This window comes from Actinoallomurus vinaceus (assembly GCF_039542055.1).
Lineage (GTDB): Bacteria > Actinomycetota > Actinomycetes > Streptosporangiales > Streptosporangiaceae > Actinoallomurus > Actinoallomurus vinaceus.
This window is the reverse complement of the sequence record NZ_BAABHK010000014.1, coordinates 282,325-306,483: the sequence shown is the minus strand read 5'-3', so window position 1 is coordinate 306,483 and position 24,159 is coordinate 282,325. Positions and strand designations below refer to the sequence as shown.

Genomic DNA, 24,159 nt, shown 5'->3' with positions numbered 1-24,159 from the left:
GCCCCGCGGGCTTGGTTTCTCACCCGCCGGACGAGAAGCGACACTACCATCAGTAATCGATTGCATGCACAGAGTTTGGCGGGTGTCTCCTCGGAGATTCTGGTGATCGATCCGCGGACGCCCGGGACGGGAGCTCAGCGGAAGACCACGGTTCGCTCGGCGTTGAGCAGGATCCGGTGTTCGGCGTGCCAGCGCACGGCGCGGGCGAGGGCCAGGCACTCCATGTCCCGGCCGACCGCCATCAGCTCCTCCGGTCCCTGCGTGTGGTCGACGCGGGCGACCTCCTGCTCGATGATCGGTCCCTCGTCGAGGTTCGGCGTGACGTAGTGCGCGGTCGCGCCGATCAGCTTCACGCCCCGCTGGTGCGCCTGGTGGTACGGGCGGGCGCCCTTGAAGCTCGGCAGGAACGAATGGTGGATGTTGATGATCCGGCCCGGCAGCTTCGCGCAGAAGTCGTCGGACAGCACCTGCATGTACCGGGCGAGCACGACGAGGTCCGCCTGGTAGTGCTCGACCAGCGCGAGGATCTCCGCCTCCTGCGCGGCGCGGGTCTGCGAGGTGACGGGAAGGTGGTGGTAGTCGATGCCGTACGACTGGGTCAGCGGCCGCATGTCGGGATGGTTCGAGGCGACGGCCACGACGTCGACGTCGAGCAGCCCGGAGCGCTGGCGGTAGAGCAGGTCGTTCAGGCAGTGCCCGTACTTCGACACGAGGATCAGCACCCGGGACCGGACGGCCAGGTCGTGCAGACGCCAGTCCAGCGCGAACTCCCCGGCGAGCGCGCCGAACGCCTCGCGCAGCGCGTCCTCGAGCCCTTCCGGCGCCTCGAACTGAATGCGCAGGAAGAAGCGCCCGGTGCTCCGGTCGCCGAACTGCTGGCTCTCCAGGATGTTGCAGTCGCGCTCGGCGAGCGCCCCTGACACGGCCGCCACGATGCCCGGCCGGTCGGGACAGGACAGCGTCAGCACGTATTCGGACATGGTCGTACCTTCAGGCGTCGATGCTCTGCGGTGCCGTGGCGGGGACGAACCCTTACGGACCGCGATGTCCCTACGAGACTAAGGGGCGTGACGGCCGGGACCTGCGATCACAACCAATACCGATGCCGGTCGGACGGCTCCACCGTCAGCGATGGGCAAAGACTCCGGCCGCAGGGCGGGACCGGCGGTGCGCCATGTGGGAAACGGCCATACTTCACCCTACGGACCAGGACTTTTAACGCGTACGGTAGGGCACGTTCCGACCGACGACCGTTATCCTCCGCACCGGGTTTCCGGATGCTCCAGGGAGATGATCAGGTGCTAAAAGGCCCGATCGCCGTGATCGTGTCGCTCGCCCTGACGCTGCTCGCGTCGTACGGCTCACCGGCCCGCGCCGCGACGGCGCCGCCCGCCCGGCACGCCGTGCTGATCGGCGTCCCGGGACTCCAGTGGAGCGACGTGAGCCAAGCCGCGACGCCGAACCTCTGGCGGCTCGCGCGGGGCGGTGCGACCGGGCTGCTGTCGGTCCGCGCGGTGGGCCGGCTGACCTGCCCGGGTGACGGCTGGGCCACCGTGTCGGCCGGAGCCCGGTCCGCGGCGGGCCCGTACTGCCGCCGGCCGATCACCGTCTCCCGCTCCGGGACGGGCGCCGTCGTGAACGACATCGCCACGATCCGCCGCGCCAACGCCGGGTTCGGCACCATCGGCCTGTTCGGGGACGCCGTGCGCCGGGCGGGCGGCTGCACCACCGCCGTCGGGCCCGGAGCCGCGCTGGCGGCCGGCGACTCCGGCGGACGCGTCGACACCTACGCGCCGGACATCGCCGCCCTGCCCGCCGGCGACTGGGCGCGCTGCGCCGCCACCGTCGTCGACGCCGGCGCCGTCGCCGGGTCGGACCGGGCGTCGGCGGCGCGCCGCGCCGACGCCGCGGTCGGGACGGTGCTGGCGCGCCTGCCGGCCGACGCCGACGTACTGGTCGCCGGGATCTCCGACCACGACCGGACACCCCACCTGCGGCTCGTGCTGGCGACCGGGCCGGGGACCGCCGGCCGCTACCTCGGCTCGGACTCCACCCGGCGAGCCGACATGGTGATCCTCCCCGATCTCACCGCGACCCTCATGGCCTGGCTCGGCGTGCCGACCCCGGCAGCGCTCATCGGCACCCCGCTGCTGCCCGACGCCTCCCGGCCGGCCGCGCTCGACTCGGCGGTACGGGACCTGCGGTCCCAGGACGTCGCGGCCCAGACCCACCGCGACCTCCTTCCCCGCTTCTTCGCGGCCTTCGTGGTCGTCCAGGTGCTGCTGTACGGCTCGGCGGCCATCGCGCTCCGGCTGCGGTGGGCCGGGCGGCGGCGCACCCGGATCCTCGCCGCCACACGCCTGACCGCCCTGGTCGCGGCCGCCATTCCGGTGTCGACGTACCTGGTCAACCTGGTGCCGTGGTGGCGCGGCGCCCATCCCCTCCCCTCCCTGGTAGCGGGGATCATGGCCGTGGACGCGCTCGTGGTCGCCGCCGCGGTCTGCGGGCCGTGGCGGCGCTGGGTGCTCGGCCCGGGGACCGTGATCGCGGGCGTCACCGCCGCCGTGCTCGGGGCGGACCTGGTGACGGGCAGCCACCTGCAGCTCAACAGCCTCATGGGGTACTCCCCGCTGGTCGGCGGCCGCTACTACGGCATGGGCAACATCGCGTTCGCGGTGCTGGCCACCTCGACCCTGCTGGCCGCCGCCGGGGTGGCGCAGTGGCTCGAACCCCGCCGGGGCCGCCGCGCGGCCGTCGCCGCCGTGCTCGCCATGACCTTTACCGCCGCGATCCTGGACAGCTGGACCGCGTGGGGCAGCGACTTCGGCGGCCTGATCGCCTTCGTTCCCGGCCTCGCCACGACGGCGCTGCTGGTGAGCGGCCGCCGCGTGTCCTTCATCCGCCTGCAGCTGCTGCGCGCGGCCGGCATGGCGCTCGTGCTCGGCGTGGCCTACCTCGACTACCTGCGCCCACCCGCACAACAGACGCACATGGGCCGCTTCTTCGGCCAGCTCGTCCAGGGGAACGCCCTGCCCTGGCTGGAGCGCAAGTTCACCGCCATGGTCCACACGTTCGGCAACCCGACGCTCCTGCCGATCGTGGTCGCGGCCTTCCTGTTCCTGCTCCTCGTGCTGCACCGGCCGGGCCGCGCGGGGGCCGGCGGGCTGCAACTCGCCTACGACCGCGCTCCCATGCTGCGGGCCGGCCTGTCAGGGGCGTTCGTGACCGCCCTGGTCGGCGGCGCGGTGAACGACTCGGGCATCGCGGTGCCCGCCCTCGCCCTGGCCGTGGCCGTCCCGCTGGCCCTCGCCGCGACCGTCACCGCCCTGCAGAGCCGCGAGGACACCGCCTCCCCGGCCCGCCCGGCCCCCGGCCTCACCCTCCGCCCAGCCGAAGGCTGAGCCCTCAATGGTGGCGAGAAACCAACGCTTCGTGTGAGTAGTTTTCGGGGGTTCGGGTGGGTTAGACCGGTGGCATGCGACGGGTTGCGGCGCTGGCGTTCATCGGTCTTCTTCTCCTCGGCGCGTGTAAGTCGCCGGATTCCGGACACCACGGCTCGCCTCGGGCGAAGGCCTCCTCGGGGCGCGAGGGGCCCAGGTCGGTGGGTGATGTTCCCACGGCGGCGGGCACGCATCGGATGAAGATCGATGTGGGGACGCCGGGTCATCGGGAGTATCTGGTCCACGTGCCGCCGGCCCTGGCGAAGCAGCGTTTCCATTCGGGGCGTCCCGCGCGGCCGCTTCCCGTCGTGCTGGCGCTTCACGGCGGGGCCGACAACATGACCGGGTTCGAGAAGAAGACCGGGTTCGATGGCGTGGCCGACGGCCACGGGTTCCTCGCCGTCTATCCCGACGGGGTCGCCTTCACTTGGAACGCCGGGGACTGCTGTGCGCCCGCCAAGCTGTTCCACATCGACGACGTCGGCTTTCTCACCAAGCTCATCGACCACCTGACCGGCATCGGGCTGGCCGACCCGAAACGGGTCTACGTGACGGGCTTCTCCAACGGCGGCGGCATGGCGTACCGATTCGCCTGCGAGGCCGCGGGGAAGGTCGCCGCGATCGGGGTCGTGTCCGCCGCGCTCGCCATGTCATGTCATCCCGGCCGGCCGGTGCCGGTGATGATCTGGCACGGCACCGCAGACCACAACGTCCCGTTCGACGGGGGTGGCCACCGGGACATCAACGACCGCCGCCCGTTTCCGCCGGTGAGCCGGGCGGTGGACTTCTGGCGCAGGGCGGACGGCCTGCCCGCGCTCCGGACGACCGAGGACGGCGGTTGCCGGTCGACCGGCCGCGGCGATGAGGGGGCGAAGGTCGCCCTCTGCGTCGTCAAGGGAGGTGGGCACCAGTGGCCGTCGGACGCGAGCCGGCGGCTTTGGGACTTCTTCGCCGCTCATTCCCGGACATGAAGCCTTTTCATATTCAGCCGATTTGTGGCACGCTGCGGGCATGACGCTGCGCAAACGGTACGACATGGCCACATCTCACCTAGAACCTCCGTTCGCCATGGTCGATCTCGCGGCGTTCCGCTCCAACGCGGCCGATCTGACCCGGCGCGCGCACGGCAAGCCGATCCGGGTCGCCAGCAAGTCCGTCCGCTGCCGGGCCCTCCTCGAACAGGTCCTGGCCATGGACGGGTTCGCCGGCGTCATGGCGTTCACGCTTCCGGAGGCGTTGTGGCTGGCCGAGGAGAGGGTCAGCGACGACATCCTCGTCGCCTATCCGACCGCCGACCGGACCGCTCTGGCCCGGCTGGCCGACGACGACCACGCCGCGTCCACCGTGACCGTCATGGTCGACTGCGTCGAGCACCTCGATCTCATCCACAAGGCGACCGGCGGCCGGCCCGTCCGGGTCTGCATCGACATCGACGCCGCGTGGCGCGCGGCGGGCGGCCGGATCCGCGTTGGAGCGCTCCGATCCCCGGTCCGCACGCCCGAGCAGGCCGCCGAACTGGCCCGGGAGATCGGCCGCCGCGCGGGCGTACGACTGGTCGGGCTGATGGCGTACGAGTCGCAGATCGCGGGCGTCGGGGACAACCCGCCGGGCAGGCCGCTGTTCTCCCGGGCGGTCCGGCTGGTCCAGGCGCAGTCGCGCGTCGAGCTGGCGCGCCGCCGGGCGCTGATCGTCAAGGCGGTCCGGGAGGTCACGGACGTGGAGTTCGTCAACGGCGGCGGGACCGGCAGCGTCGAGAAGACCGCGGCCGAGAAGGCCGTGACCGAGGTGGCGGCGGGCTCGGGCCTGTACCAGTCGGTGCTGTTCGACCACTACACGAACTTCTCCGGCAGCCCCGCGGCCCTGTTCGCCCTGCCCGTCGTACGGTGCCCCGCGCCGGGCGTGGTCACCGTCCTCGGCGGCGGCTACCTCGCCTCGGGCGTCGCGGACCGGAACCGGCTTCCGCAGCCGTACCTGCCCGCCGGGCTGCGCTTCGACGCGCGGGAGGGCGCCGGCGAGGTGCAGACCCCGCTGCTCGGCGAGGCCGCCGACGGGCTGCGGATCGGGGACCGGGTGTGGTTCCGGCACGCGAAGGCCGGTGAGCTGTGCGAACGGTTCGACGCCCTCCATCTGGTCGACGGCGACCGGGTCGTCGACTCCGTTCCCACCTATCGCGGCGAGGGCCGGACCTTCCTCTGACACCGGTGGTGCGGGAGCGCCCGAGGATCACCTGAGAGAGGGAAGGGGACTTCGCGAACACTCTCTCGGGAACGCTCCAGGACCGCGTACTGTCGTACGACAGTGATAAATCCCCAATTGAAGGGGAGGCGCCGTGGACCAAGTAAAACCGATGATCGCGCCGTCGGGCCGGCCGCCCGAGCCGCGGCTGGAAGACCCGTGCGTCGAGCGGGAGGTCGCCGCCGAGTTCCTGCACGGCAGTGGCGGGGGCCTGGACGTCTTCCTGGCCGGCACGGTCTTCATGGACATGATCTTCACCGGCCTGCCGGGGCTTCCGCCGCCCGGCACCGAGCTGATCACCGACGGGCTGGGGTCGGCGCCCGGCGGCATCGCCAACATCGCGGTGGCGATGAGCCGTCTCGGGCTGAACGTCGGCCTGGCCGCGGCGTTCGGTGACGACATGTTCGGCGCCTACCTGTGGCGGACCCTGTCCGAGCAGGAAGGCGTGGGGCTCGCTCACTCCCGGCGGCTGCCCGGCTGGCCCACGCCGGTGACCGTGTCGCTGGCCTACGACGCCGACCGCAGCATGGTCACCTACCACCGGCCCATGCCGGTGCTGCCCGAGGCCCTCGTCGGCGCCCCGCCCAGGGCCAAGACCTGCTTCCTCGACCTCGCCCACCCGGTGCCGACATGGGCCGCGACGATGCGCGAGAGCGGTGCCGCCGTCGTCGCCGACGTCGGCTGGGACCCCACCGAGACCTGGTCCGTCGACGTGCTCGACCGCCTGGAGCTGGTCGACGTGTTCCTGCCCAACGCCGTGGAGGCCATGGCCTACACCCGGACCAGCTCGCCGGAGGAGGCCCTCGACGCCCTGGCCGAGCGCGTCCCCGTCGTCGTGGTCAAACGCGGCGGCGACGGCGCGATCGCGATCGACACGACCACGGGCGAGCGCGCCGAGGCGGCCGCGCTGCCGGTCAAGGCCCTCGACCCGACCGGCGCCGGCGACGTCTTCGCGGCCGGCTTCGTCTACGGCACCCTCGCCGGCTGGTCCCTGGCCGAGCGGCTGCGGTTCGCCAACCTCTGCGCCGGGCTGTCCGTCCGGCACTTCAGCGGATCGCTCGGCTCGCCCTGCTGGGGGGAGATCGCGGCGTTCGGCGAGTCCGGCGAGGTCCCCGACGAGGTGCTGCGGGACTACGCCTTCATCGTCCCGTACATCCCCGACTCCTCGGTCGACACCGTCGCCCGGGCCGAGCCGACCGTACGGCAGGCGTGATCGTAACGATCCAAGACACCAGCAAGAAGATCTTCAGAGAAGATCTCGCCGCCGGTTCGGTTGACGAAGGAGCCCCCGCCATGCGGAAACCGTTCGTGGTCCTGACAGCGGCGCTTGTCGCCGTGTCCGCCTGCGCCCCCGGGTCGGGCGGCGACAAGCCCAAGCCGAAGGCGCCCTCCGCCGTCAGCACGGACATCGCCAAGGCCGGCCCGGTCACGCTGACCGTCTGGGACCAGGAGGTCCTGGGCGGTCAGAACGAGCAGATGGAGAAGCTCAACGCGGCCTTCCACGCCAAGTACCCCAACGTGACGATCAAGAGGGTGTCGCGGTCCTTCACCGACCTGGAGAAGACGCTGCGCCTCGCGCTGTCCGGCGCCAACCCACCCGACGTCGTCGAGGCCAACCAGGGGTACGGCATCATGGCCGCCCTCGTGAAGGCCGGCGCGCTCGTCCCCCTCGACCCGTACGAGCAGGCCTACGGCTTCCGTAAGCGCTTCCCCGCCGGGCTGACCCAGCTCAACAGCGTGACCCCGGACGGCAAGAGCCTCGGCTCCGGCAACCTGTACGGCGTGTCCATGACCGGCGAGGCCGTCGGCATCTACTACAACACCGACAAGCTCACCAAGCTGGGGATCAAGCCACCGACGACGTGGGCGGAGTTCGAGCAGGACCTGGCCACGGCCAAGGGCAAGGGCGAGACCCCGATCTACCTCGCCAACCTGGAGAAGTTCCCCGCCATCCACGAGTTCGGGGTGCTGCTCGGCCAGACGACGGGCAAGGACGCCCTGCGCAACCTCGTGTTCGGCCGCGGCGGCGCGTGGACCGATCCATCCATCGTGCAGGCCGCGCAGAAGCTCGCCGACTGGGCCAAGAACGGCTACTTCCCCTCCGACGTCAACGCCGGCAAGTACAACGACTCCCCCGGGCCGTTCGCCAAGGGCGAGGGCGTGTTCCTGATCGGCGGGCCGTGGTTCGCCGCGGACCTGCAGAAGAAGATGGGGGACAAGGTCCGCTACCTCCTCCCGCCGCCCGCCCAGGCCGGTGGGGCTCCCGCGGCCACGCTCGGCGGCCCCGGCCTGCCGCTCGTGATCACCTCGAAGTCCAAGCACCCCGACGTCGCCGCCGCGTACCTGAACTTCATGACCACGCCGCAGGCCATGGACGTCGTGACCCAGACCGGCGGGCTGGCCGCCGTCGCCCCGGCGAGCGCGCAGCCCACCACCGCTGTTGGGCGTGACCTGTCCGCAGCCTGGAAGACCGCGAGCGACAAGGACATCCTCGTCCCGTACCTCGACTACTCCACGACGACGTTCCTCGACACGCTCGGCGGCGTACTCCAGGAGATCATCGCGGGAAGGAAGACGGCGCAGCAGGGTATGCAGGAGGCCCAGCGCGACTACGCCGCGTTCCTGGCCAAACGGTGAAGCCCCTGCCCACCGAGACCCCCGGTACGGGCCGGGCGGGGGCCAAGCCGCCGGGCGAGCCCCGCCGCGTCGGCTACCTCTACGTGCTCCCGGCGCTGGTGGTCTACGCGGCGTTCCTGCTGTGGCCCCTGCTGCACGGCGCGTACCTCTCGCTGTTCCACTGGGACGGGCTCACCGTCGGCACCTGGGCGGGGCTCGGCAACTACACGCAGGCGATCAGCGACCCGCACCTGCGCGGGACGTTCTGGCACGCCGCCGTCCTCGTGTTCTTCTACGCCGTCCTGCCCTGCTGCATCGCCTTCCTCCTGGTCGCCGTCATGTCCCGGTCCCGGCCGCGCGGGCTGACGTTCTTCCGCACCGTGCTGTTCCTGCCGCAGGTGGTGGCGATGGTCGCGGTCGCGGTGGCCTGGCAGTGGATCTACTCCGACCACGGCCCGATCAACGGCACGCTCCGGCTCGTCGGGCTCGGCGGGCTCGCCCGCGGCTGGCTCGGCGACTTCACCTGGGCGCTGCCGTCCGTCGGGCTCATCGGCACCTGGGCCGAGATCGGGCTGGCCATGGTGCTGTTCCTGGCCGGCGTCCAGAAGATCCCCCGCGAGCTGTACGAGGCGGCGCGCGTGGACGGCGCCGGGGCCGTCCGCGAGTTCTTCGCCGTCACGCTGCCCGGACTGCGGCGGGAGCTGTCCGTGGCCCTGACGCTGACCGTCATCGCCGCGCTCCGCAACTTCGACCTGATCTACCTGACCACCGGCGGCGGTCCCGGCGACGCGACCCGGGTCCCGGCGTACGAGGTCTACAACCGGACGTTCAACACCGGGGAGGTGGGGCTGGCCTGCGCCATCGGCATCATGATCGCGATCATCGTGTTCGCCGTGACCGCCGGCGTCGGCCGCCTCGTGGAGGGCCGCGCGTGACACCCATGACCTCCCGCGCCGAGCGCACCACCACGTACGGCGTGCTGATCGTCTTCGCGGTGATCGCGGTGTTCCCGCTGCTCGCGGTCGCCTCCCAGGCGTTCGGCCTGCCGCACTTCTCCGTCGACGCCTTCACCGGGGCGTGGCGGAAGGGGCACTTCGCGCGGTACCTCACCAACAGCCTCATCGTCGTCACCGTGGTCGTCGTCGCGGCCTCGGTGCTGTCGGTCCTGGCCGGGTACGCCCTGGGAACGATGGAGTTCAAGGGCGCGACCGTGCTGTTCTACGTGTTCCTCGCCGGGCTGATGGTCCCGACCGAGGCCATCGTCGTGCCGCTGTACTTCGACCTGCGCTCGGTCGGCCTCGACAACACGCTGCCCGGCCTCATGCTGCCGCAGATCGCCCAGTCCGTGTCGTTCGGGGTTTTCTGGATGCGTGCCTACTTCCGGTCCGCGCCCCGCTCCCTCATCGAGGCGTCCCGCATGGACGGAGCCTCCAGCTGGACCACCCTCTGGCGAGTGCTGCTACCCGTCGGCCGCCCCGCGATCCTCACCATGGTCGTACTGATCGCCATGTGGACCTGGAACGAGTTCCTGCTCGCCCTGGTCATCATGAACTCCAACGAGGACCTGCGCACCGCCCCGCTCGGCCTGTCGATCTTCCAGGGCCAGCACCAGACCGAGTACCAGATGCTGATGGCCGCCGCGCTGATCGTCGCCGCGCCCGTCGTCCTCGTCTACGTCTTCCTCCAGCGCCGCTTCATCGCCGGAATGCTCTCGGGAGCGATCAAGGAATAGAACTTTTCCGATCATGAAAGTAGGCTCCGCTCGGGGAACGTGATCCCATCAAGGAGTTGACGCCCATGCGCAAGACGCTCGCCCTCTCCCTGACACTCGCCGCGGGCCTGATGGGCCTCGCACCTCCCGCCCACGCCGTCCCCCACCCGCCGGGTCGGCTCGACGTCCTCTTCGTCGGCGCCCACCCGGACGACGAGTCCTTCAACCTCTCCACGTACGGGCAGTGGCACGAGAAGGCCCACGTCACGACCGGCGTCCTGACCATCACCCGGGGCGAAGGCGGCGGCAACGCGGTCGGCACCGAGGAGGGCCCCGCGCTCGGCCTGCTCCGCGAGGGCGAGGAACGCGCCGCCGTCGCCAAGGCGGGCATCTCCGACGTCCACTACCTCGACAAGGTCGACTTCTACTACACCGTCAGCGACCGCCTCACCCGCGACGTCTGGGACCACGACTCGACCCTCGCCAAGGTCGTCCGGCTCGTCCGCGAGACACGCCCCAAGGTCATCACGACCATGACGCCGTCCCCCATCTCCGGCCAGCACGGCAACCACCAGGAGGCCGGGCGCCTCGCCGTCGAGGCGTACTACCTCGCCGCCGACCCGAAGGCCTTCCCCGAACAGCTCACCAAGGAGCACCTCAAGCCCTGGCGCGCCGCCCGCCTCCTCCACCAGGAACACCTGGTCAAGAGCGGCACCGGCCCCTCCTGCGAGTCGACCTTCACGCCCACCGACCCCAGCGCCGACGGATATGGCGTCTGGGACGGCCGCGCCTCCGCGAGCGGCAAGACCTGGGCCCAGATCGAGGCCGAGGCCGGACGCCTCTACGCCAGCCAGGGCTGGGCGCACAATCCCGACGCCCCGAGCGACCCGAACAAGATCGGCTGTGACTACTTCACCCTGGTCGACAGCCGCGTGCCGTTCACCCGCGGCAACCACGACCCCCTCGCCGCGCTCGAAGGCGCCACCTACCCCGCCAAGGGCGGCCTGCCCCTGGGCACCGAGTTCTCCCTGACGACGAGCCGCTTCGGCGTCGCCCCCGGCGAGCCGTTCACCGTCACCGCGCACGCCTCCGTCCCCGGACGCGTCGCCCTCTCCCTGCCCGCCGGCTGGACCGCCACCGGCGCCGGCACGCTCCACCAGGGCGCCGCGACGTTCACCGTCACGCCCGCCGGAAAGGCCGGGCGCGTACGGCTCGGCGCGACGCTCACCACCGGCCACGGCACCGGCACCACCGGCCGCGCCGTCGAGGTCGAACCCGCCGTCACCGGCCGCCAGCAGCCCCTCCCCCGCGTCTCCGACTTCGACGCCTGGGCCGCCGACACCGGCGTCCCGCAGCTGTCCGACCGGGTCAAGCGCGTCCTCACCCTCGCCTCCGGCGGCTCCCGCCAGGTCCGCGTCGACCTCGCCAACACCACCAAGGAGGCCCAGAAGGGCACCGTCGCGCTCAACCTGCCGAAGGGCTTCGCCGCCGACGCCGCGTCCAAGGCGTACACCCTCGCCGCCGGCGCGACCGGATCGGTGACCTTCACCGTGCGCGATACCGACACGTCACTGCCGACCTCCAACCAGGGCGGCAGCGGCGGCGACTACGACTACACGATCACCACGACGTCCTCCGGCGCCCCGGACGTCGCGAACGCCGCGCTCGAACTCGTCCCGGCCACCGCCATCCCGCATGCGGCCAAGGAACCCACGGTCGACGGCAAGGAGTCCGCCGCCGAGTACCCCGGCCCCACCCTGAACCTGTCCCGGCTCTGGGAGGGCACCGCCTGCGAGTCGGCCGCCGACTGCTCCGCCACCGGCAAGGTCACCTGGTACGACGACGCCCTCTACGTCCTCGTCCACGTCACCGACGACAAGCAGGGCGGCGTCCTCGACCCCGCCGACTGCAAACGCCACTGGCGGACCGACTCCGTCGAGATCGCCCTCGACCCGCGCGGCGACGCCGAGAACACCTCCACCACCTTCAAGACCGGCATCCTGCCCACCACCAGCGGCGGATCGCCCTGCTTCGAACGCGACGCCGACAACCACCAGGGGCCCGGCACCGACACCGCCCCCGGCATGAAGGTCGCCTCGGTCGTCGACAAGCCGTACACCGGATACACCGTCGAGACGAAGATCCCCCTCGCCGACCTGCCCGCCGCCGTCGACCCGTCCCGGCTCGGCCTCGACATCTTCATCTACGACTCCGACACCACCGACAAGACCGGCCAGACCCGCATCGGCTGGTCCACCTGGGGCGGTGTCCAGGGCGACCCGTACCGCTGGGGCCTGGCCACCCTCCCCGGCTACACCCCACCGCCCGGCCGGCCCACCACCGCACCGTCCCCGGTGATCTCCAAGACCGCGGCGCTGTCCGTCAACTCCCCGCAGTCGATCCTGCAGGCCGCCCGCATCGGCGTCCCCCTCGCCGCCGGGCTAGCCGCACCCCGATCCGACACCGCCCGCGTCGCCGGGCGGCCCACGGTGACGAACGGAGCGGTCACCTTCCGGCTCCGGGCCACCGGCCCCGGCACCGCGTACGCCTACGTCTGGAACGGGAAGATCCTCGGTTCGGCGAAGGTCGACGTCACCAGGGCCGGGACCCGCACCGTCACGGTCCCCGGCACCGCCGGCACGCTCACCGTCGCCTTCGACGCCCAGGCGGGCGGCACCGCGAGCACCGCCGTGCCCCTGCGCTGACCGCCGAGTACGACGAAGCGCCCAGGTCTTCCGCGTGGGAGACCTGGGCGCTTCGCCCGTACGATCAGCGGCGGCGCCGGCGCATGAGCAGCCGGAGCGCGACGGCCGTCGCCACGACACCGGCTCCGATCAGCACCGGACCGGTCAGCGGGCTCCGGGGACGATCCTGCGCGTCCTTCCGGACGATCGCGCCGATGTCCTCGGCGACCCGACCGGCCTCCTCCTTGGCCCTCGCCATGCCACGCTGCGCGGCGTGCTTGGGGCTCAGCCGGTCGGCGAGCTCGTCGATGCTGCGCGCCAGCTCCTCGCGCGTCTGCTCGATGTCCCGCTCAATCGCCGCTGGATCGCGGGCTCTGTCGGCCATGAGGTGTCCTTCCTGCGGTCGTCATCGGAATTCGGCGGCGTGACCCCGGGACAAGTCTGTCAGGTGCCACCGCCGAACATCGTTCCCTGGGCGACTTGTACCCCGATCACGCGCCGTATGCTGCGACACGGGTACGGTGGGACTCAGCTCGAGCGGAAGGGTGATCTTGTGACGGAGCAGCGACTGGGGCCGGGGGACGTGGCCCCGGAGTTCACGCTTCCCGACGCCGACGGCAACCCCGTCTCGCTGTCCGCCTACCGCGGACGGCGCGTGATCGTCTACTTCTACCCGGCGGCCATGACGCCCGGCTGCACCAAGGAAGCGGTCGGCTTCCGCGACGCCCTGCCCGCCCTGGAGGAGGCCGGCGTCACCGTGCTCGGCGTCTCCCCCGACGAGCCGGCCAAGCTCGCGAAGTTCCGCGACCGCGACGAGCTGACCTTCCCGCTCCTCGCCGACCCCGACACCAAGGTCCTCCAGGCGTACGGCGCGTACGGCGAGAAGAAGCTGTACGGCAAGACCATGGTCGGCGTCATCCGCTCGACCTTCATCGTCGACGCCGACGGCAAGATCGAGAAGGCCTACTACAACGTGAAGGCCACCGGCCACGTCGAGCGGATCCTCAAGGAGCTCGGCCTCTGAGCCGACCGTCCTGAGACTGTCCGACCCTGGCGCTACCTTCACGCCACGGTCAACAGAAAGTACAGATACAAGTACACTCCGGAGTTGCTCGCCGAAGCGGCCGCCGCCTCGACGAGCATCGCCGGTGTCCTGCGCTATCTCGAAATCCCACTCTCTGGAGGAGCACACGCGCATATCAGCCGCCGACTCAAGCAGGGCAACATCGACACTTCCCATTTCGGCGGCCAGGCGTGGCGCAAAGGAAAGCCGGCGGCCCATCGCCTGACACCCGATCTGGTCTTCGTTATCCGTCCGAGGAGCGCAGGGCGGCAGCGAGGGGAAATCCTGCGGCGGACATTAATCGAGACCGGCGTGACCTATCGCTGCGGCGAGTGTGGCCAGGACGAGACGTGGAACGGCAAGCCACTGATCCTGCAAGTCGACCACATCAACGGGGACTACTTCGACAATCGCAAGGAGAATCTTCGCTTCCTCTGTCCCAACTGCCACTCACAGACGCCGACGTTTGCCGGTAGAATGAACGGCAAGAAGTATGCGGGGCCGTAGCCCAATGGCAGAGGCCTACGGTTTAGGTCCGTACCAGTGTGGGTTCGAATCCCACCGGCCCCACATTGTGATGTCTCAGGACATCGGAAACCCTCCGGATCTGCAAGTTCGGAGGGTTTTCCATATCCCCGTCACCTTCACGAAGCCGGATGGTGGCGCTTCTTGGCCTTGTCGATCTGGTCGAGTAGGACGACCGCAGCGGCGATGACGAGCGCGGAGACGATCCACCAGAACGGGCCGGGCAGACGCAGCGGCAGGGAAAGTCTCGGCTTCCAGTCGAAGATCCGGGCGGCGAACGGATAGATGCCCTGGTGGATGCCGAGCCAGAGCACCACGAACGACAGCAGGTCGTACGATTTTGGATCCTTCATGGTCTTCCATGGTGGCGTGCCGGTGATCGCGTCAGAAGCGACGATGGTCTACCCGGCGGGTCCGAGGGTCTACGCGATGGGCGTCCTCCGGACCGCCTTCCGCTGCCGGTGGTCGCCGGGCGGTGGGTAGGACTGTCGTGTGCCGGAGCTCCCCGATGTCGAGGGGTTCCGCCGGGTGCTGGCCGAGCACACCGGCGAGCCGATCACGGCCGTGCGCGTAAAGGACCCGGGGGTGCTGCGCGGGACCAGCGCGCGGGCGCTGGACGACGCGTTGCGCGGCCGTCGGTTCGGGAAGCCGTGGCGGCGGGGGAAGTGGCTGGTCGCCCCGGCCGGCGGCCCGGTACTGATCCTGCACTTCGGCATGACCGGTTCGCTGTCGTGGCATTCGCCGGACGAGCCGCCGGACCGGTTCGACCGCGTCGTGTGGAGCCTCGCCGACGGTGAGCTGCGCTTCCGGGACATGCGCAAGCTGCAGGGCGTACGCCTCGCGGACGACGAGGAGCAGGCCGTGCGGGTGCTGGGCGACCTGGGCCCGGACGCCCTGGAGGTGTCCCGGGAGGACTTCGGCGGGCTGCTGGCCGGCCGGCGCGGGCGGCTGAAGTCGGCGTTGACCGATCAGTCCCTCCTCGCCGGTCTCGGGAATCTGCTCGCCGACGAGATCTGCTGGCGCGCTCGGATCAGCCCGTTGCGGGCGGTGACGGATCTGGACGAGGCGGACCTGGCGGCGCTGCACAAGGCGATGCGGTGGACGTTGCGGGAGTCGGTCAAGGTGGGGCGGGTTCCGCCGCGCGAGACCTGGTTGACCGGGGCCCGCGACGAGCGGGAGGGTGCCTGTCCGCGATGCGGCACCACGTTGTCGCGGCGCCGCGTCGCGGGCCGTACGACCGTCTGGTGCCGTAAGTGCCAGCCGACCTGACGGGGCGGGGCCGTCGGGCTCAGGGTCTGCGGGCGACGCCGGCGTACATCCAGCGGGTGTCGCTCTTCGCGCCGGGGTCGGGCCGCCACTCGGGCACCCACACCACGCCGGGTTCGAGCAGGTCGAAGCCGTCGAACAGGGCCTCGATCCCCTTCCGGTTCCGGTCGTGGATGGCAACGGAGGCGTTCTTCCAGGCGTCTCCGGCCTTCACCCCCGCCTCCCCGTGGCCCTCGCTCGTGCTGTGGGAGACGACCAGGAGGCTGCCGGGGGCCATCGCCTCCCGGAAGGCCTTGATGGTGTCGCGTACCTCGTCGTCGGTGGCGAAGTGGAGGACCGCGAGCATCAGTACGGCGACGGGCTCGTCGAAGTCGATGAGCGACCGGGTCTTGGGGTGGTCGAGGACGGCGGCCGGTTCGCGGACGTCGGCCTGGATGACGGTCGTGGTGTTGGACGGCGGCAGCAGCGCACGGGCGTGGACGAGCACGATCGGGTCGTTGTCGACGTAGACGACGCGGGCGTCCGGGGTGAGCGACTGGGCGACCTCGTGGACGTTGCCCTGGGTGGGCAGGCCGGTGCCGAGGTCGATGAACTGCCGGATGCCGCTCTCGACGGCGAAGCGGACGGCTCTCGCGAGGAAGGCGCGGTTGTCCCGGGCGGCGCGGGGGATGTCAGGCCCGGCCTCGATGGCGACCTGGGCCGCCGCCCGGTCGGCGGCGTAGTTGTCCTTGCCTCCGAGGAAGACGTCGTAGATGCGGGCCGGGCTGGGCGTCTTGACGTCGATGCCCGGTGGGGCCTGCTCTTCGCCGCGGTTCGTCCCGCTCGCCGCCGGGTCCGTTCCGTTCGTCACGGCCGCCACCCCCTCATGGTCACCGATCGACTCTGGTCGGCTCGTCAGTGATCATCGTACTGACCGGTACGGGGTACAGGTGCCGATATCGGACACAATGGCCGGCGTCCACACCCTGGGCATGCGAACGGCGGGCCCGGTGTCGCGTTCGCCGGGCCCGCCGTTCAGCCGGCCGTCAGAAGGCGCCGGTTCCGTTCGGGGTGCCGAGGCCGGTGGGGCCGTCCCAGCCGGTGCGGGCCTTGCACAGCTGCGAGGTGGAGCAGCTGCCGTTGCTGCCGGAGGTCACGTCGAACAGCGACCCGGAGTGGGAGTAGGGGTAGTTGTTGTCGATGCTCGCGGCGTTGCCGGCCAAGCCGTACACGCCGGCGATGACCGGCGCGGCGACGCTGGTGCCGCCGAAGACCATCCAGCCGCTCTGGCCCTGGTAGGCGGTGCTGTCGTAGACGGCGACGCCGGTGTTCGGGTCGGCGACGGCGGAGACGTCGGCGACGGCGCGGCGGGAGCAGCCGGTTCCCACGCCGGACTGGCCGGACAGGGCGGTGTTGTAGGACGAGCAGCCGCTGCCCGCGCCGCTCCAGGCGGTCTCGGTCCAGCCGCGGCTGTTGCTCGCGGTCTTCAGCGAGGTGCCGCCGACCGCGGTGACGTAGTGCGAGGAGGCGGGGTACTCGACGCCGTAGCCACTGTCACCCGAGCTGACGGTGATCGCTTTGCCGGGGTGGTTGTAGTACGCGCCGTACGTGGAGTCCGAGGCGTCGGAGCCGCCGTAGCTGTTGCTGATGACGTTGGCGAGTTTTGCCGCGGTGTTCTCGGCGGTGCCGAGGTTGGCGAAGGACGCGGAGGTGGCCTCGACCAGCACGATCTTGCAGTTGGGGCAGACGGCGGACACCATGTCGAGGTCGAGGGAGATCTCCTGGGCCCAGCCGCCGTCCGTGCTCGGGTAGGAGGTGCCGCCGGTCTGGTTGACCTTCTTGAAGCAGCCGTTGGCCGTGGTGCAGGCGGGCAGGCCGTACTGGCTGCGGTAGACGCCCAGGTCGGCCTCTGCGGTGGGGGCGTTGTAGGCGTCGACGATGGCGACGGTCTGGCCGGAGCCGCCGCTCGTGGACAGCTTGTAGGCGCTCTGCAGGTTCGCCGGCGAGAGGCCGGACGGGGCGGCGGCCGCGCGGCGTACGGCGGCGGCGCTGGTGGCGACGTCGCCGCGGACGAGGGCGTTGCAGCTCGCGCGACCCGCGCGCGGAGTGGAGCAGGCGTGGTGGAACGGGTGCTGCGCCACGGCTGCCGTCGGGGCGGACGCGCTCGTGGCGGCGGCCGGTGCGGCGGTGGCGGGGGTGGACAGGAAGGGGATGAGGGCGAGGATCAGCCCGCCCACCAGAGTCCCGGTGGTGCGTCGTCGCATGTGCTCTCCTCAGAGCCGGCGGGGGGAACGACGCACAAATCCTCACATAACTCGCAGTGACACCAAAAGACCTCAATTTCGTGGCATTTTCAGCAATATCTGCCAAATCTGTAAAGAGCGTTGACAGAAGCCGCGCCTGGCCACGCCATGTCGACTCCCGCTGTCAAGCCATAGACAGTAAAGCAGTGGTAAAACCGCCCGCCGAGGCGCGGGCGCCGACGGGGCCTGCCACGCCTCGGCGGGCGAATCGGGGTCAGACGACCGCAGTCACCTCGACCTCGAGGAGCGCGCCGGGCACGAACAGCCGGGAGACCTCCACGGTCGTGCTGGTCGGGGGCGCGCCGGTGAAGCGCGGCAGCCGCGCCTCGCCGTACTCGCCGATCCGGTCCATGTCGGTGAGGAACGTCCGGATGTTCACGACGTGCGCGAGCGTCGCGCCGTGCGCCGCGAGGATCTTCTCGATGGTGTCCATCACGAATTCCGCCTGGGCGCGCATGTCGTTCTCGCCGACGAGCCTCCCCTCGGCGTCGACCGCCACCTGGCCGGACAGGACGAGCATGGTCTTGTCACCGAGTTCGATCCGCGCCACGTGGGAGTACCGCCCGGGGGGCGGGGCGGGGACGGTGGTGGGGTTGTCGAAGACGGTCACTTGAGCACCTTTCCGAGGTCCGCCTCCTGGTCGGGGGCTTTGAGCAGCCTTTCTCGTACCGCGTCGAGCACGGGGAGCGCCGCGACGTCCAGCGCGAGCCCGACGTCCTTGGCGGCCAGCCCCAGCGGGAAGTCGGCGCCGGCCGCGCGGATGCGGGCGACGGCTCCGGCCAGGGGTCCCTCGGCGAGCAGGTCGAGGGGGTCGGGGACGCCGAGCCCGGCCCCGAGCTCGGCGAGGTCCGCGGTCAGCGTGACGGCGCCGATGACGGCGTTGATCAGCAGGATCTTGCGGGCCGCTCCCGCCCCGAGTTCGCCGCAGCGCACGACGGTGCCGAAGGTCGCGAGGATGTCCGCGACCCGGTCGACGTCGCCGCCGGCCAGCACGGTGAGAGTGCCGGCGGCTGCGCGGTCGACGCTGCCCATCACGGGCGCGTCGACGACGGTGGGCATCCGCGCGGCGAGGGCGCGCACGGCGGCGGGCCCGACGGTGGACATCTCGATGAGACGGGCGTCGGGGCGCATCGCCGGGGCGATCCGCTCGGCCACCGCCTCGAGTGCGGGGCCGTCCGCCAGCATCGTGATGACGACGTCGGCGGCGCTCGCGGCCTCTTCGGGCGTCGCCGCGATCGCGGCTCCGGCCGCGCCCAGGGGCGCGGCGCGCTCCGCGGTGCGGTTCCAGACGGTCAGGTCGTGCTCGGCGGACAGCAGTCGCCGGGCGAGGGGCGCTCCCATGCGCCCCAGTCCGAGAAAAGCGATCACGGAAGAGAGGCTAGGGAGAGGGGCGCCATTCCACCAGCGAATGTTCCTCATGGCATCCATGCGTCGTTAGCATGTCGGGCATGGACACCGCGCTGCTCGTCGTCTTCCAGGAGGTCGCCCGCCGGGGCTCGTTCACGGGCGCGGCGGAGGTGCTGGGGTACACCCAGTCGGCGGTCTCGCGGCAGATCTCCACGCTGGAGGGCGAGGTCGGCGCGGTCCTGTTCGACCGCCTGCCCCGAGGGGTCCGGCTCACCGAGGAGGGCCGGTGCCTGCTGCCGCACGCGTCGGCCATCACCGATCGTCTCGGGACGGCACGGGGCGACCTGCGGGCCCTCCGGGATCTGGCCGCCGGGCGGCTCCGGGTGGGAGCGTTCGCGACCGCCGACGCGGCGCTGGTGCCGCAGGCGATGGCGGCGTTCCGCGCGGCGCATCCCCAGGTCTCGGTGTCGCTGGCCGAGGGGTTCGTCCGGGACCACGTCGCGCGCCTGGAGACCGGCGAGCTCGACCTGGCCATCGTGGCGGCGGGCGCGACCGAGGAGTTCGAGGGCCTGCGCCTGCGCCATCTGCTCGACGATCCGATGTTCGTCGCCCTGCACCCGGACCACCGCCTGGCCGGGCGGGACGAGCTGCGGCTCGTCGAGCTGGCCGGCGAGGACTGGATCGCCGGCAGCTCCCGCCCCGAGAACACCCTGATCAGCGCCGCGACGCTCTCCGGATTCCGGCCGCGGATCACCTACGTCGTCGGCGAGTGGATCGCCAAGCAGGGGCTCGTGGCGGCGGGCCTGGGCGTCACGCTCATCCCGTCGCTGGCGGCCGGGGCGGCGCGACCGGACATCGTGCTGGTGCCGCTGCATCCCGACGACTCGCCGGTGCGCTCGGTGTTCGCCGCGACGGCCGCCGGGGTGACGGCGCCTCCCGCGCTGACCGCGTTCCTGGGCTTCCTCGACGAGGCGGTCGTACGGCTCCGCGGGCGGGTGCGCGGCGCCGCGACCCCGGCGTGACGCGAAGAGAATTTCCTACATATCCGGTTGACTTTGTCCGTATTCTCGCCGACCATGACAGCGTGAGTCCTGGTCAGCTTCTCGTGGTTCGCCTGCACGTCGACCTCCGTCGGCAGGCCAGCGCGCTGTGTGCGCCGGCGCGCTGAGTCCCCTCGCCGGCGATCGTGCCGGCCGGCCCTGAGCGCCCACGCGCTCCGAATCGACAGCTCACCGACGAAGGTCACACATCTCATGTCCTCACCCGCCCTGGATCTGGGGCAGGCGCGCCGGGCTGCCCGGCCGCGGGCACGCGTCCCGCGGGCCCCCGGGCTCCGGCGTCTCATCAGCCCGCTCGTTCTCATCCTGCTCTGGCAGGCCGCCAGCTCATCCGGCCTGCTGCCGGAACGCCTCATCGCCGCACCGGTGAAGATCGCCCGTACGGCGATCGACCTCACCGAGGCCGGAACCCTCCCGGAGGCGATCGCCGTCTCCCTGCAGCGCGTCGCCATCGGCTTCCTCATCGGGGCGGCCGCCGGGGTGGTGCTCGCGCTCGCCGCCGGGCTCAGCCGCCTCGGCGAGAACGCCGTCGACCCGCCGATGCAGATGCTGCGGACGCTGCCGTTCTACGGCCTGATCCCGCTGTTCATCCTCTGGTTCGGCATCGGCGAGACCCCCAAGATCGCACTGGTCGCCCTCGGGGTCGCCTTCCCGCTCTACCTCAACACCTACGCCGGGATCCGCGGCGTCGACGGCAGGCTCGTCGAGGCCGCCCGGACGCTGCGGCTCGGCCGGGCCGCGCTGATCCGGCACGTCATCCTGCCCGGCGCGCTCCCCCAGGCGCTGGTCGGGCTCCGGCAGAGCCTCGGCATCGCCTGGCTGGCCCTCATCGTCGCCGAACAGGTCAACGCCGACGCCGGCCTCGGCTGGATGATCAACGATGCCCGGGAGTTCATGCGCACCGACGTGATCGTCGTCGGGCTCGTCGTCTACAGCGTGCTGGGCCTGCTCACCGACGCCCTCGTACGGCTCATCGAGAGGAGGGCCCTCGCATGGCGGCGAGCCTTCCAACCCGCGTGACGACGACCGGCCCGGCCGACACGGCGGAGACCGACGCGACGGCGGCCGGCGCGGCGCAGGTCGACGCGGCCGGCGCGGAGCGGGCCGGCCGTGTCGCGAGCGTCTGCGGGCTCACCCGCGTCTTCGGCGAACGGACGGTCATCGACGGCCTCGACATCGACATCGAGCGGGGCGAGTTCGTGGCGCTGCTGGGACGCAGCGGTTCGGGCAAGTCGACGCTGCTGCGGGCGCTGGCCGGTCTCGACCCCGAGGCGAGTGGCGCGCTGACCGTCGACGGGACCGTCGCGGTCGCCTTCCAGGAGCCGCGGCTGCTGCCGTGGAAACGCGTGATCGACAACGTGGCGCTGGGCCTGGACCGGCCAAAGGAGGCGGCGTACGCAGCCCTGGAGGAGGTCGGCCTGGCGGGCCTGGCGAAGGCGTGGCCGCTCACGCTGTCCGGCGGGGAGGCGCAGCGCGCCTCGCTGGCGCGGGCCCTCGTCCGCGAACCCGACCTGCTGCTGCTCGACGAGCCGTTCAGCGCGCTCGACGCGCTGACCCGGATCACCATGCACCGGCTCGTGCTCGACCTGTGGACCCGGCACGCCGGCCTGGGCGTGCTCCTCGTCACCCACGACGTGGACGAGGCGCTGCGGCTCGCCGACCGGGTGCTCGTCCTCGGCGAGGGCCGCATCGCGTACGAGACGCGCGTCGGCGTCGCCCGCCCGCGTTCCACCGGGGATCTGGTCGAGCTGCGCGCCGACCTCCTCGAACAACTCGGAGTGAAAGAGGATCACCGATGAAGAGGCTTCTCGCCGTGCTGAGCGTCGCCGTCGTGGCGGCGGCCGGCTGCGGGGGTTCGGGGAGCGGCACGGACGCCGCGATCCGCAAGGACGGCTCGGTCGACCTGGGCAAGGTGACCCTCCACGTGGGAGACCAGAAGGCCGGCGTCCAGGTCATGCTGGAGGCCGCGCACGAACTGTCCGGCGTCAAGTACAAGATCGCCTGGTCGCAGTTCACCTCCGGTCCCCCACTGCTCGAGGCCGCGAACGCGGGCGCGATCGACGTCGGCGGCGTGGGCAACACACCCCCGATCTTCGCCGCCGCGGCCGGCTCGAAGATCACCGTGATCGGCGCGGGCTCCCAGGACGTACGGGCCCAGGCGGTCCTCGTGCCGAAGAACTCCCCGATCCGCACGATCCAGGACCTCAAGGGGAAGCGGATCGCCCTGGCCAAGGGCAGCTCGGCGCACGCGCTGCTGCTGGGCGTGCTGAAGAAGGCGGGGCTGGGCTTCACCGACATCCAGCCGCAGTACCTCCAGCCCGCCGACGCCCTGTCCGCGTTCAGCGGGGGCAAGGTCGACGCCTGGTCGATCTGGGACCCGTACCAGGCCCAGGCGCAGGCCCAGACCGGCGCCCGCACTCTCGTCAGCGGCGACGGGTTCACCAGCAACTACAACTTCACCGTCGCCTCGACCAAGGCGGTGAAGGACAAGGCCAAGGTCGCGGCGCTGCGCGACTATCTGGCCCGCGTCGACCGCGCGTACGTCTGGACCGCGACCCACCAGAAGGAGTGGGCGCAGACCTGGGCGCGGGAGATCGGCCTGCCCCTGCCGGTGGCGCAGGTCGCCGTCGACCGGCGGGTCACCCGGCCCGTACGGCTCGACGCGACCGTGACCGGTGCGGAGCAGTCCCTCGCGGACGCGTTCAGCGACGCGAAGCTGCTGCCCGGCCGGGTGAGGTTCGCCGACTTCGTCGACCCCCGTTTCAACGACGTCGTCCCTGGAGGATCATCGTGACCGCGTTCCACTGGTTCCTGCCCACGAGCGGCGACGGCCGCACCCTCGTCGGCGGCGGCCACGGCGCCGACGTACGCGGGGTGCAGCGCGAGCCCGACATCGAGTACCTCGCACAAATCGCCCGTACTGCCGAGCAGCTCGGCTTCGAGGGCGTGCTGACCCCGACCGGCACCCTGTGCGAGGACGCGTGGCTGACGACGGCCGCGCTGACCCGCGAGACGACGCGGCTGAAGTTCCTCGTGGCGTTCCGGCCCGGCGTGCTGTCGCCGACGCTCGCCGCGCAGATGGCCGCGACGTACCAGCGGCTGTCGCGCGGGCGGCTGCTGCTCAACATCGTGACCGGCGGGGAGACGGCCGAGCAGGCGCGGTTCGGCGACCACCTCGGTCACGACGAGCGGTACGCGCGCACCGACGAGTTCCTGTCGATCCTGCGCGGCGCGTGGGGCGGCACGCCGTTCGACTTCTCCGGCACCTACTACGACGTCGAGGGCGCCACCGTACGCGAGGCGCCGGACCCCGCGCCCCAGCTGTACTTCGGCGGGTCGTCCGGCGCTGCGGGCCCCGTGGCGGCGCGGCACGCGGACGTCTACCTGACCTGGGGCGAACCACCCGAGCAGGTACGGGACAAGATCGAGTGGGTCCGGGAGCTGGCCGCGAAGGAGGACCGTACGCCGCGGTTCGGCATCCGGCTGCACGTCGTGACCCGCGACTCGGCGAAAGAGGCGTGGGCGGCCGCGAACCGGCTGCTCGACGACCTCGACCCGGCCGAGATCGCCGCGGCGCAGAAGGGGCTGGCGCGCAGCGAGTCGGTCGGCCAGCAGCGGATGCGCGCCCTGCACGAGCACTTCCGGAGCGGCGGGTCGAGCCACGACCTGGAGATCTACCCGAACCTGTGGGCGGGCGTCGGTCTCGTACGGGGCGGCGCCGGCACCGCGCTGGTCGGCAGCCACGCCCAGGTCGCCGAGCGGATCGAGGAGTACGCCGCGCTCGGCATCGACGAGTTCATCCTCTCCGGCTACCCGCACCTGGAGGAGGCGTACTGGTTCGGCGAAGGCGTACTGCCCGAACTGGCCCGCCGCGGCCTCCTGGAGGCGGCGTGAGCACCGGGGCGGTCGCGAACGGGGACGGACCGCCCCGG

General features: G+C 71.5%; 23 protein-coding genes and 1 tRNA gene. 17 read left to right on the top strand and 7 right to left on the bottom strand.

Translation table 11 applies throughout. The features are described 5' to 3' along the window. Window positions 1–134: 134 nt before the first annotated feature. Window positions 135–980: a formyltetrahydrofolate deformylase gene (gene purU / locus ABEA24_RS39185; RefSeq protein WP_345438075.1), complete on the bottom strand. Its 846-nt coding sequence runs from the start codon at window positions 978–980 to the stop codon at window positions 135–137. A 318-nt stretch (window positions 981–1,298) separates the two neighbouring features. Here purU and ABEA24_RS39180 point away from each other — a divergent pair, with 318 nt between their 5' ends. The 8 genes from ABEA24_RS39180 (at window position 1,299) to ABEA24_RS39145 (ending at window position 12,707) form a co-directional block, all read left to right on the top strand. Continuing rightward, window positions 1,299–3,401 carry a hypothetical protein gene (locus tag ABEA24_RS39180; protein ID WP_345438073.1) on the top strand — a complete coding sequence of 701 codons (2,103 nt, stop codon included), beginning with the start codon at window positions 1,299–1,301 and terminating at the stop codon, window positions 3,399–3,401. Between the two features lie 200 nt (window positions 3,402–3,601). Further along, the gene (locus ABEA24_RS39175) at window positions 3,602–4,411 is read left to right on the top strand and encodes a CE1 family esterase (RefSeq protein WP_345438070.1); all 810 of its coding nucleotides are present in this window, start codon (window positions 3,602–3,604) and stop codon (window positions 4,409–4,411) included. Window positions 4,412–4,451: 40 nt separating this feature from the next. After that, window positions 4,452–5,636, top strand: coding sequence for an amino acid deaminase/aldolase (locus ABEA24_RS39170; RefSeq protein ID WP_345438068.1), 1,185 nt, complete (start codon window positions 4,452–4,454; stop codon window positions 5,634–5,636). A gap of 133 nt (window positions 5,637–5,769) precedes the next feature. After that, a complete protein-coding gene (locus tag ABEA24_RS39165) occupies window positions 5,770–6,888 on the top strand; it encodes a carbohydrate kinase family protein (protein WP_345438066.1) in 1,119 nt (372 codons plus the stop codon). Between the two features lie 80 nt (window positions 6,889–6,968). Next, on the top strand, window positions 6,969–8,312 hold the full coding sequence (locus ABEA24_RS39160; RefSeq protein WP_345438064.1) for an ABC transporter substrate-binding protein: 1,344 nt from the start codon (window positions 6,969–6,971) through the stop codon (window positions 8,310–8,312). Then, window positions 8,309–9,226, top strand: coding sequence for a carbohydrate ABC transporter permease (locus ABEA24_RS39155; RefSeq protein ID WP_345438062.1), 918 nt, complete (start codon window positions 8,309–8,311; stop codon window positions 9,224–9,226). The genes ABEA24_RS39160 and ABEA24_RS39155 overlap by 4 nt, the downstream gene beginning before the upstream one ends. Before the next feature lie 5 nt (window positions 9,227–9,231). Next, a complete protein-coding gene (locus ABEA24_RS39150) occupies window positions 9,232–10,023 on the top strand; it encodes a carbohydrate ABC transporter permease (RefSeq protein ID WP_345438109.1) in 792 nt (263 codons plus the stop codon). A 65-nt stretch (window positions 10,024–10,088) separates the two neighbouring features. Beyond that, entirely contained in the window at window positions 10,089–12,707 is a 2,619-nt protein-coding gene (locus tag ABEA24_RS39145) for a sugar-binding protein (protein ID WP_345438060.1), read from the top strand. 64 nt (window positions 12,708–12,771) lie between these two features. Here the strand turns inward: ABEA24_RS39145 and ABEA24_RS39140 are convergent, their stop codons facing one another. Then, window positions 12,772–13,071 carry a DUF3618 domain-containing protein gene (locus ABEA24_RS39140; protein WP_345438058.1) on the bottom strand — a complete coding sequence of 100 codons (300 nt, stop codon included), beginning with the start codon at window positions 13,069–13,071 and terminating at the stop codon, window positions 12,772–12,774. Window positions 13,072–13,239: 168 nt separating this feature from the next. On the opposite strand from ABEA24_RS39140, the gene bcp reads away from it, so the two are divergent. From bcp to ABEA24_RS39125, 3 genes are all read left to right on the top strand, one after another. Beyond that, window positions 13,240–13,710 (top strand): thioredoxin-dependent thiol peroxidase, encoded by a 471-nt coding sequence (bcp, locus tag ABEA24_RS39135; protein ID WP_345438056.1) that lies wholly within the window; start codon window positions 13,240–13,242, stop codon window positions 13,708–13,710. Between the two features lie 84 nt (window positions 13,711–13,794). After that, the gene (locus ABEA24_RS39130; protein WP_345438054.1) at window positions 13,795–14,256 is read left to right on the top strand and encodes an HNH endonuclease signature motif containing protein; all 462 of its coding nucleotides are present in this window, start codon (window positions 13,795–13,797) and stop codon (window positions 14,254–14,256) included. Continuing rightward, window positions 14,247–14,319 (top strand) — tRNA-Leu (locus tag ABEA24_RS39125). The genes ABEA24_RS39130 and ABEA24_RS39125 overlap by 10 nt, the downstream gene beginning before the upstream one ends. A gap of 74 nt (window positions 14,320–14,393) precedes the next feature. On the opposite strand, the gene ABEA24_RS39120 is transcribed toward ABEA24_RS39125, so the two are convergent. Next, complete coding sequence (locus ABEA24_RS39120) at window positions 14,394–14,627, bottom strand: hypothetical protein (protein WP_345438052.1); 234 nt, start codon at window positions 14,625–14,627, stop codon at window positions 14,394–14,396. Between the two features lie 139 nt (window positions 14,628–14,766). Between ABEA24_RS39120 and ABEA24_RS39115 the strand changes: the two genes are divergently transcribed. Next, a complete protein-coding gene (locus ABEA24_RS39115) occupies window positions 14,767–15,543 on the top strand; it encodes an Fpg/Nei family DNA glycosylase (RefSeq protein WP_345438050.1) in 777 nt (258 codons plus the stop codon). Window positions 15,544–15,562: 19 nt separating this feature from the next. Here ABEA24_RS39115 and ABEA24_RS39110 read toward each other — a convergent pair whose 3' ends face one another. The 4 genes from ABEA24_RS39110 to ABEA24_RS39095 all read right to left on the bottom strand — a co-directional run bounded on the left by ABEA24_RS39110 (window position 15,563) and on the right by ABEA24_RS39095 (window position 19,190). Next, complete coding sequence (locus ABEA24_RS39110) at window positions 15,563–16,390, bottom strand: SAM-dependent methyltransferase (protein WP_345438048.1); 828 nt, start codon at window positions 16,388–16,390, stop codon at window positions 15,563–15,565. A gap of 175 nt (window positions 16,391–16,565) precedes the next feature. Beyond that, on the bottom strand, window positions 16,566–17,783 hold the full coding sequence (locus ABEA24_RS39105; RefSeq protein ID WP_345438046.1) for a S53 family peptidase: 1,218 nt from the start codon (window positions 17,781–17,783) through the stop codon (window positions 16,566–16,568). A gap of 253 nt (window positions 17,784–18,036) precedes the next feature. Next, window positions 18,037–18,432, bottom strand: coding sequence for a RidA family protein (locus tag ABEA24_RS39100; RefSeq protein ID WP_345438044.1), 396 nt, complete (start codon window positions 18,430–18,432; stop codon window positions 18,037–18,039). Next, on the bottom strand, window positions 18,429–19,190 hold the full coding sequence (locus tag ABEA24_RS39095; protein WP_345438042.1) for an NAD(P)-dependent oxidoreductase: 762 nt from the start codon (window positions 19,188–19,190) through the stop codon (window positions 18,429–18,431). The genes ABEA24_RS39100 and ABEA24_RS39095 overlap by 4 nt, the downstream gene beginning before the upstream one ends. An 80-nt stretch (window positions 19,191–19,270) precedes the next feature. Between ABEA24_RS39095 and ABEA24_RS39090 the strand changes: the two genes are divergently transcribed. The 5 genes from ABEA24_RS39090 to ABEA24_RS39070 all read left to right on the top strand — a co-directional run bounded on the left by ABEA24_RS39090 (window position 19,271) and on the right by ABEA24_RS39070 (window position 24,121). Beyond that, a complete protein-coding gene (locus ABEA24_RS39090) occupies window positions 19,271–20,191 on the top strand; it encodes a LysR family transcriptional regulator (RefSeq protein ID WP_345438040.1) in 921 nt (306 codons plus the stop codon). A gap of 231 nt (window positions 20,192–20,422) precedes the next feature. Further along, window positions 20,423–21,247, top strand: coding sequence for an ABC transporter permease (locus ABEA24_RS39085; RefSeq protein ID WP_345438038.1), 825 nt, complete (start codon window positions 20,423–20,425; stop codon window positions 21,245–21,247). Then, complete coding sequence (locus ABEA24_RS39080) at window positions 21,220–22,026, top strand: ABC transporter ATP-binding protein (RefSeq protein WP_345438036.1); 807 nt, start codon at window positions 21,220–21,222, stop codon at window positions 22,024–22,026. Before ABEA24_RS39085 ends, ABEA24_RS39080 begins: the two co-directional genes overlap by 28 nt. Then, a complete protein-coding gene (locus tag ABEA24_RS39075) occupies window positions 22,023–23,021 on the top strand; it encodes an ABC transporter substrate-binding protein (RefSeq protein ID WP_345438034.1) in 999 nt (332 codons plus the stop codon). The genes ABEA24_RS39080 and ABEA24_RS39075 overlap by 4 nt, the downstream gene beginning before the upstream one ends. Then, window positions 23,015–24,121 carry an LLM class flavin-dependent oxidoreductase gene (locus ABEA24_RS39070; RefSeq protein WP_345438107.1) on the top strand — a complete coding sequence of 369 codons (1,107 nt, stop codon included), beginning with the start codon at window positions 23,015–23,017 and terminating at the stop codon, window positions 24,119–24,121. Before ABEA24_RS39075 ends, ABEA24_RS39070 begins: the two co-directional genes overlap by 7 nt. The last annotated feature ends 38 nt before the right edge of the window (window positions 24,122–24,159 follow it).

What these genes read in the sequence shown, in the direction of transcription:
- ABEA24_RS39140 (WP_345438058.1), bottom strand. Translation starts at nt 13,071, where the DNA reads ATGGCCGACAGAGCCCGCGATCCAGCGGCGATTGAGCGGGACATCGAG.
- ABEA24_RS39075 (WP_345438034.1), top strand. Translation starts at nt 22,023, where the DNA reads ATGAAGAGGCTTCTCGCCGTGCTGAGCGTCGCCGTCGTGGCGGCGGCC.
- ABEA24_RS39085 (WP_345438038.1), top strand. Translation starts at nt 20,423, where the DNA reads ATGTCCTCACCCGCCCTGGATCTGGGGCAGGCGCGCCGGGCTGCCCGG.
- ABEA24_RS39120 (WP_345438052.1), bottom strand. Translation starts at nt 14,627, where the DNA reads ATGAAGGATCCAAAATCGTACGACCTGCTGTCGTTCGTGGTGCTCTGG.
- ABEA24_RS39170 (WP_345438068.1), top strand. Translation starts at nt 4,452, where the DNA reads ATGACGCTGCGCAAACGGTACGACATGGCCACATCTCACCTAGAACCT.
- ABEA24_RS39145 (WP_345438060.1), top strand. Translation starts at nt 10,089, where the DNA reads ATGCGCAAGACGCTCGCCCTCTCCCTGACACTCGCCGCGGGCCTGATG.
- purU (WP_345438075.1), bottom strand. Translation starts at nt 980, where the DNA reads ATGTCCGAATACGTGCTGACGCTGTCCTGTCCCGACCGGCCGGGCATC.
- ABEA24_RS39160 (WP_345438064.1), top strand. Translation starts at nt 6,969, where the DNA reads ATGCGGAAACCGTTCGTGGTCCTGACAGCGGCGCTTGTCGCCGTGTCC.
- ABEA24_RS39105 (WP_345438046.1), bottom strand. Translation starts at nt 17,783, where the DNA reads ATGCGACGACGCACCACCGGGACTCTGGTGGGCGGGCTGATCCTCGCC.
- ABEA24_RS39150 (WP_345438109.1), top strand. Translation starts at nt 9,232, where the DNA reads ATGACCTCCCGCGCCGAGCGCACCACCACGTACGGCGTGCTGATCGTC.
- ABEA24_RS39090 (WP_345438040.1), top strand. Translation starts at nt 19,271, where the DNA reads ATGGACACCGCGCTGCTCGTCGTCTTCCAGGAGGTCGCCCGCCGGGGC.
- ABEA24_RS39080 (WP_345438036.1), top strand. Translation starts at nt 21,220, where the DNA reads ATGGCGGCGAGCCTTCCAACCCGCGTGACGACGACCGGCCCGGCCGAC.